A 7,001-nucleotide genomic window follows, 5' to 3' on the forward strand; every position below is an offset into this window, starting at 1 on the left:
AAGAGAGTTGATTCTGTTCTTCTATTTCGGGAATATTTTGTTTGAATTTTGATTGTATTACTATGTAGCTCTATGGCAGGGCACAATAGGCGATCGCCCACGCGTCATCATCAATGGCTTAACTTTCAATGGGCTGCCACTGGGGGGAACGACCGAATAGGAGAAAAATGGCGGTATCGGCGAGAGAGGAGCTTGGGTAAACTCGCTTGGTCATCAAAAAAATGAAGCTTAAATAAATGGCGATCGCCCCACAAAATACGCAAAATAACGGCAAGCTGAGGAGGCCAGCCTGGAGTAAGCAGGCAAAAATCCCGACTCGCATCAACAGATCCCAGAGGGTGCTGGCACACCAAATCCGGTCTTTCCCGGCGATGAGGAGGGTGCCGGAGCGGGACAACATTAACAAATTCCCCACCACAAACAGCACTTGGGTTGTGAGGGAGAGGGCCGCCAGATCATCGGGGTAAATTAAGCAGTTCACAAATTGGGCCAGGGAGTTAAACATAAACAGGAGGTTTGCCGTCCAGCCCGCTAAACCACGCCAGCCCCGTCTTAGCCAGCTTTTCAGCCAAGTGCTCTGGGCCATTACCCCCCGTCGCCAGCGGTTTTGGTATTGAAAAAAATTGGGTAGGCTTACGGTTTGCCGTTGAATTAGTTGCACCATCAAGCCACTCAAGAGGAATGCCGCTCCAAGGCCCCCTGGCCATTCTGGGAGATTTGGGAAAAAAGCATCGTGGAGTTGGAGCACAACCAATGCGGGGAGTAGAGCAATGCCGAGCCACTGTAAAATGCGTCGCCATTGGGGCCAAAATTGCGCCTGCCAACTGGGGCGATCGCCAACGAGAAAATGACCATAGTTCAACACCATCCCCATCAGCAAAAACAGGGTCGCCGGCCAAAATAACCACCCTGGAATGAAGCCCACTTGGAACAGTTGAAAGATCACAATGTCGGCGGTGACGATGCCTACGGCCTGGACGGTAGTGCCCCAAAATTCCCGCTGCCCGGCAAGGAAATTCATCAACAACAAATTACCTAAAATCCCGGCCGCATAACCGCCCACGGGAATCACCCCCAGGGTGGCGATCGCCGCTGGATTTCCCGTACTAATGACGGCGGCATTGCTGATCACCTGGGGAAACTGGAGGGGTAAAAAGGCCAAAATCGAGAGACTCACCAGGAATTGATTCCAGCGGTCCCAACTGGTCAGTTGCTTCAAAAAGAAAAACATAGGCGGTGCTTGGGCGATGTCCGGGAATAGCCTAACAAATGGTTGGCGATCGCCTAATCAGAAAAAATGATGATTTTTTGCTGAATTGTTGAAGAACCCAAGTTGCGCTAGTTGAACAAAATATCAAGTTGAGCGGTTACGGCCCTGGCCCATCCTTTTGCACCGGGTTCTGGAGCGACGAGCCAGCCCTTTGTTTCAATCTGGGACACGAGTTTGGGATTAACCCCTTGAGGCCCCGGCACGGCGATCGCCACATCCACAACTTCTAGTAGAGACAAATCATTGGGACTATCCCCCAGGCCAAGGGTTTTGATCGGTGGTTGATCGAGATGGGCTTGTTGCCACGCCTGCTTGAGGAGTTGCACAGCCCGCCCTTTGCCAGCACCTGCGCCTAGAAGATGACAGAAACGATTGCCCACCAAGATTTGTAGGCCAGCTTTTTTCGCCAAGGATTCTAGCTCTGTTAAATTTGTTTGGGGTCGCAAAAACGGTTCACTAAATTGGCGATCGCCCGCCTGTTTTAACGCCGCTAAGGGTAGTTGCGTAAGATCCTGCAAGGCTGCCAGACTCAAATCCCCAAACCCCGTTAACGGTTCCCCAATCTGTTGGGCCAAATGCTGGAGGGATTGTCGCGCTTGGGCGTAAGCAATGCCGAGGGTAATAGTGGTTAGGGTTGCCTCGGTTGCCATCTCCAGATCCAATGCCGAAAAATCAAAGCGTGGATCGTCAGATTCTAGGAAAATGCCGCTGCCATTCTCCACAATGAATGGATCTTTTAACCCAAGGGCTTCCCGCAGTTCCAGCACTTCAGCTTTTGTTTTGCTGGTGGTGGGAATAACCGGAATTCCTAATTTTTTTAAGGTCTGGATCGTCGGTATCGCCGCATCGTAACGATAGTCATCATGGTTGAGGAGGGTGCCGTCGAGGTCAGTGAAGCAGAGGAACATTGGTAATCCACGCAGTTTGATAGGGGGCTAGGGAAATGTCCGTTGTGCCTTCTTCTAACACAACTTCATCTAATAAATCCTGCCAGTCATCGGTGCAAATCAGGTTTAGGCTGGCCACCGGGATAGTTGTCGGGCGATCGCCTAGGTTAAACAAGCAGAAAATACTCTGGCGGCGATCGCGGCTCTGACGCCAAAACCCAAAGACTGCTGGACTCTGGAAATCAAGGGTGTATTGGGTTGCGTTGGGATGAAATGCCGGCTGCCGGCGACGGATCCGGATGAGTTTTGTCAGTTCTTGCAACACCCAGGCTTGGTCAGAATCAGGGTCAGCGAGCTTTTGCTGGAGTCGGTCATAGTCCCATTGGTGACGGTTAATGCTGCGGTTATGGTTTGTCATCGCCACCTTGGCATCATCATTGGGGGTCGCCAAAAAACTATGGATATAGAAAGCGGGCACTCCCTCTAAGGACATCATGATCGCCTGGGAACAGAGGAATCGTTGCCGTTGCCAAGGATCGGGGCCTGTGATGGTGCCTTTGAGGGCATCGAACAAAGAAATATTCAGTTCATAGGGTTTTTCGGTGCCATTGGGCAAACTACGGTAGCTAATTCTGGCTCCAAAATCGGCCATGGTTTGGATCAATTGATCGAATTCTTTGCCTTCTAGCAGACCTTCAGCGGGGCGGAGGCCAATGCCATCATGGGAGGCGGTGAAATTAAAGTAGGCGCAACCATCCTGGGCCGGGGGCATACTTTTCATCCAGGTTTTGAGGTGCCGGGCTTCGCCCCGAATCAGCGCATTGAGGAGTAGGGGCGGCAGGCTGAAATTGTAGATCATGTGGGCCTCGTTGCCCTTGCCGAAATAGCTGAGGTTTTCCCGGTTAGGGACGTTGGTTTCGGTAATTACCACGGTGCGTGGGTAGGTGACAGCAAGGATTTCCCGAATCAATTGGATTACCAGATGGGTTTCCCGCAGGTGAATGCAGGCGGTTTGTAATTTTTTCCAGAGAAAGCCCACCGCATCGAGTCGAATAAAGCGGATGCCGTGCTGACAGTAGCCCAAGAGGATATCGATAAATTCAAAGAGGACGTCGGGGTTAGCAAAGTTGACATCTACTTGGTCGCGGCTAAAGGTGGTCCAGACGTGGCGATCGCCTTTTGTCGTAGCAAATTGACTCAGGAGCGGGCTACTGCGGGGGCGCACCACTAACTGGGTATCGGTATCTGGGGGCACCTCAATGAAATAGTCACAACCGGGTTTTTCCTGGGCGAGGAATTGCCGAAACCAGGCTGATTCGCTGGAGACATGGTTGATCACCAAATCGGCCATCACTTCAAATTCTTTGGCGATCGCCTCGATATCTTGCCAACTGCCCAACTGTGGATTGACCTGGCGGTAATCGATTACGGCAAAACCATCATCGGAACTGTAGGGAAAAAACGGCAGAATATGCACACCGCTAATTACCCCCTGGAGCCGTTCCCGCAGAAAAGCCAAAAGTACCTGGAGGGGGTTGGGGCCATTGTCAGCATTGGCTTGGTACAGGCTATCCCCGTAGGTAATCATCAGGGCCGTGCTTTGATCCCATAACTCTTCATTTTTCGTCGTCGCCGTCACATGGGGCGCAAGCACCTGCTCCAAACGCGCAACTAATGCTGCAGGCGGACGATCAGGATATAGGGTCGCAAAAAATTCATCAAGGCGATCGCCAAGACCTGCAATCTGGGGAATGGTCATAGGAGTAACAGGACAAACACGCTAATTTCACTCATCGGGGACAAGTCCACGTCGCTTTTTTAAACCCCAGAGTCTCGTGATTACAGGATCAACAGACATCATTTTTAAAAACTCGCTTGATCTATTTTTTCAGTATTTTCTTAGGGGCGAAAAAACGGCCGACTCATCTTTTATTCAAGTTAAATCTCAGCCTATCAACAAATGCGGATGACATTGTAGTGATTTTTACGTCGCTTTAGATACGGCCAACCCCCAAAAATTGGGTTACTTTAAAGACAAATTTTAAGATTTTCTTTTTATTTAGGTGACCAGCAATGGACTTTTGCCAAGAATTCATCACCACCATCCATGATCTTGATGCCGATCTGGACTACCTCGAAAAACGCCTGATGAATCTTCGTGAAATTTGCCCCATGGCGTTACTCATTCCCTCACTTTATGAAGAACTTCAACGGCCTGCCCTCACTCGGATCAAAGAGTATTTAAAAGGCTGTGCCTACATCCAGACCATCAATGTTTGTCTCCACGCCGAAACCGTCGAACAGTATCACCATGCTGTGACGTTTTTTCGTGAATTGCCCCAAAAGGTCAACGTCATTTGGACGAATGGAGCCCGAATTCGTGGCATCTTAGAAAAGCTCGCCCACCAAAATCTCAATCTCCTTGACTACATGGGCAAGGGTTGGGCGGTGTGGCTAGGCCTTGGTCTGGCGTCCCTAGATGCCCGGGCGATCGCCCTCCATGATGCTGACATTGTCACCTTTGACCGTTCCCTGGTGGCCAAGCTGTTCTATCCCATCGTGGAGCCAGAATTTGGCATTGCCTACAACAAAGCCTATTATACCCGTCTCGGCCTCGAAAACCGAGCGATGAATGGCCGGGTTGTGCGCCTCTTCGTTGCGCCTCTGTTGGCAACCCTTGAAGACGTCCTGGGGCGCAATGCTTACCTCCACTACCTCAAGTCCTACCGCTATCCCCTCGCTGGTGAATTTGCCATGACCGCTGATTTGGCCTTAAATCTGCGCGTTCCCTGTGACTGGGGCATTGAAGTAGGACTATTGGCAGAGGTTTATCGCAATGTAGCGCCGAAACGAGTGGCCCAGGTGGATCTGGGGTTCTTTGACCACAAACACAAAGCCGTGGGCAACAATCCCCAGGAAGGGCTACAGAAAATGTGTACCGAAATTTTGTCTTCGATCCTACGCACCCTGACAGAAACAGAGTCAATTGTTTTCTCTGAAGGGCACCAAATCGCGCTCCAGGTGAAGTTCCGCCGCGTCGCCCAGGATATGATCCGTCAATATTTTGTCGATGCGACCTGTAACGGTATTCCCTACGATCGCCACCGGGAGGAAATGACTGTCGAAAGCTTTGAGCAGATCATTCCCTTAGCCTTTGATAAATATATGCACGAGCCGGCTGTGTACCGCATTCCAGACTGGACAAGGGCCTTGGCGGTGATGCCTGACCTCCGGGAGCAACTGATGGCAGCGGTGGAAGCGGATATGGCAGAGGTGCAGTTAGAGGCGACGATGCAGCGCTCGGAAATTCCCCCTTTGGAGATGGTTTAAAGTTCCAGGGCGATCGCCATTGCCGCAACAGATGATGGGGGGAGGATGCCGAAGGCCACCACAATCGATACAATCTTTAAACACAGTTGTCGCCCTTACTCCCCCTATGTTGCGTGAATTTTTCCCCTTTATTATTCCCATCGAAGCCAGCACGATCGCCGGCGCTTGCCTCTGGGCCTTTGCCCTTTACATTGGCATTGCTCCGTTGCGGGAAGGGATCTTGAATGGTCTGGAACGTTGGATGAACTGGGCCGAGCGATCGCTCTATTTTTCCGAAGAAGAATTTGAGAAGGACAAAGAAATTCGTGAATCCAAGAGTGCTTTTTCGGCCTCGCTCCTGAGCATTGTGCCTTTTTTATTATTTGGCGCAGGGTGTAATTTTGGGGTGGAGTGGAGCCTCGGCCACAGTTGGGCAATCAGTTTGGGGGTGATGGCCTGTGCTGGCTGTGGGGTGTATGAACTAGGGCGTTTAGATGGGGCGCAGCGCAATGAAGAAGAATAAAGTCTTGAAATTTTCTAAATTATTTCGGTTACAGCGGTTTTGGGCATTTGTGGCGGCGATCGCCTTTACCTTGACTTTGCCCTCTGTCCTCACCGCCTGTAATCCCCAAGCCAGTAACGCCACCGGGGCAGGGGACAACCAAATTGTGATCAGCGTCCTCAGCGACCCGAAAACCTTTAACCCGGCCCTCTCGGCAGAGTCTCCCAGTATTTTTGGCCTTACCTATGAAGGCTTAGTTTCAGAAAACCCCGTCACGGGGGAAACGGAGCCACGGCTTGCCGAATCCTGGGAATTTTCCGAAGACCAACTCAGCTTGACCTTTACCCTGCGGGACAATTTGCAATGGTCTGATGGGGAACCGCTCACCGTTGATGATGTGGTCTTTAGCTACAACCAGATTTATCTCAACGAAAAAATCCCCACCAATTCCCGTGATGGCCTCCGGGTGGGCGTTGCCGGAACCTTGCCGACGGTGGAAAAAGTAGGCGATCGCCAGGTGAAATTCACCATCACCGAGCCCTTTGCGCCTTTCCTCAACAATACGGCCCTGGAAATTCTGCCAGAACACGTCCTCCGCGAAAGCGTTGAGCAGACCGACAGCGAAGGTAATCCCCTCTTTTTGGGCACCTGGGGCGTCAGCACGCCACCACAAGATTTAGTTTCCAGTGGCCCCTACCAGTTAATTAACTATGCCGTGGGTCAGCGCTTAATCTTCCAGCCCAACCCCTACTACTGGCAAACCCCCAAACCCTACGTGGATCAAATCGTTTGGCAAATCGTCCCCAACACCGACACCACTTTGCTGCAATTTCGGTCTGGTGACTTGGATGTTACAGGGGTCAGCCCAGATTATTTTTCGCTCCTGAAACGGGAAGAAGACCGGGGTAAATTTACCATCTACAATGGCGGTGAAGCCTACGGCACCAGTTTCATTTCCTTTAACCTCAATACCGGGAAGCGGGACGGCAAACCCCTCGTCGATCCCATCAAGTCGAAATGGTTCAACAATCTG

6 protein-coding genes are annotated in these 7,001 nt (G+C 51.3%); 3 read left to right on the forward strand and 3 right to left on the reverse strand.

The genetic code is table 11. The annotated features are described in order from the left end of the window. Positions 1 to 118: 118 nt before the first annotated feature. The 3 genes from AACR41_RS00470 to AACR41_RS00480 form a co-directional block, all read right to left on the reverse strand. Complete coding sequence (locus tag AACR41_RS00470; RefSeq protein WP_030008283.1) at positions 119 to 1,231, reverse strand: hypothetical protein; 1,113 nt, start codon at positions 1,229 to 1,231, stop codon at positions 119 to 121. 107 nt (positions 1,232 to 1,338) lie between these two features. Next, on the reverse strand, positions 1,339 to 2,178 hold the full coding sequence (locus tag AACR41_RS00475) for an HAD-IIB family hydrolase (RefSeq protein ID WP_030008284.1): 840 nt from the start codon (positions 2,176 to 2,178) through the stop codon (positions 1,339 to 1,341). Further along, the gene (locus tag AACR41_RS00480; RefSeq protein ID WP_030008285.1) at positions 2,159 to 3,916 is read right to left on the reverse strand and encodes a sugar phosphorylase; all 1,758 of its coding nucleotides are present in this window, start codon (positions 3,914 to 3,916) and stop codon (positions 2,159 to 2,161) included. The genes AACR41_RS00475 and AACR41_RS00480 overlap by 20 nt, the downstream gene beginning before the upstream one ends. A gap of 314 nt (positions 3,917 to 4,230) precedes the next feature. Between AACR41_RS00480 and AACR41_RS00485 the strand changes: the two genes are divergently transcribed. The 3 genes from AACR41_RS00485 to AACR41_RS00495 form a co-directional block, all read left to right on the forward strand. After that, on the forward strand, positions 4,231 to 5,487 hold the full coding sequence (locus tag AACR41_RS00485; RefSeq protein WP_030008286.1) for a hypothetical protein: 1,257 nt from the start codon (positions 4,231 to 4,233) through the stop codon (positions 5,485 to 5,487). Between the two features lie 106 nt (positions 5,488 to 5,593). Beyond that, positions 5,594 to 5,989, forward strand: coding sequence for a hypothetical protein (locus AACR41_RS00490; protein ID WP_012307629.1), 396 nt, complete (start codon positions 5,594 to 5,596; stop codon positions 5,987 to 5,989). A gap of 4 nt (positions 5,990 to 5,993) precedes the next feature. Beyond that, positions 5,994 to 7,001 (forward strand): ABC transporter substrate-binding protein (locus tag AACR41_RS00495; protein ID WP_030008287.1); only part of this gene is annotated, 1,008 nt, incomplete at its 3' end.

It is taken from the genome of Picosynechococcus sp. NKBG042902 (assembly GCF_963864045.1).
Lineage (GTDB): Bacteria > Cyanobacteriota > Cyanobacteriia > Cyanobacteriales > MRBY01 > MRBY01.

What these genes read in the sequence shown, in the direction of transcription:
- AACR41_RS00470 (WP_030008283.1), bottom strand. Translation starts at nt 1,231, where the DNA reads ATGTTTTTCTTTTTGAAGCAACTGACCAGTTGGGACCGCTGGAATCAA.
- AACR41_RS00475 (WP_030008284.1), bottom strand. Translation starts at nt 2,178, where the DNA reads ATGTTCCTCTGCTTCACTGACCTCGACGGCACCCTCCTCAACCATGAT.
- AACR41_RS00480 (WP_030008285.1), bottom strand. Translation starts at nt 3,916, where the DNA reads ATGACCATTCCCCAGATTGCAGGTCTTGGCGATCGCCTTGATGAATTT.
- AACR41_RS00485 (WP_030008286.1), top strand. Translation starts at nt 4,231, where the DNA reads ATGGACTTTTGCCAAGAATTCATCACCACCATCCATGATCTTGATGCC.
- AACR41_RS00490 (WP_012307629.1), top strand. Translation starts at nt 5,594, where the DNA reads ATGTTGCGTGAATTTTTCCCCTTTATTATTCCCATCGAAGCCAGCACG.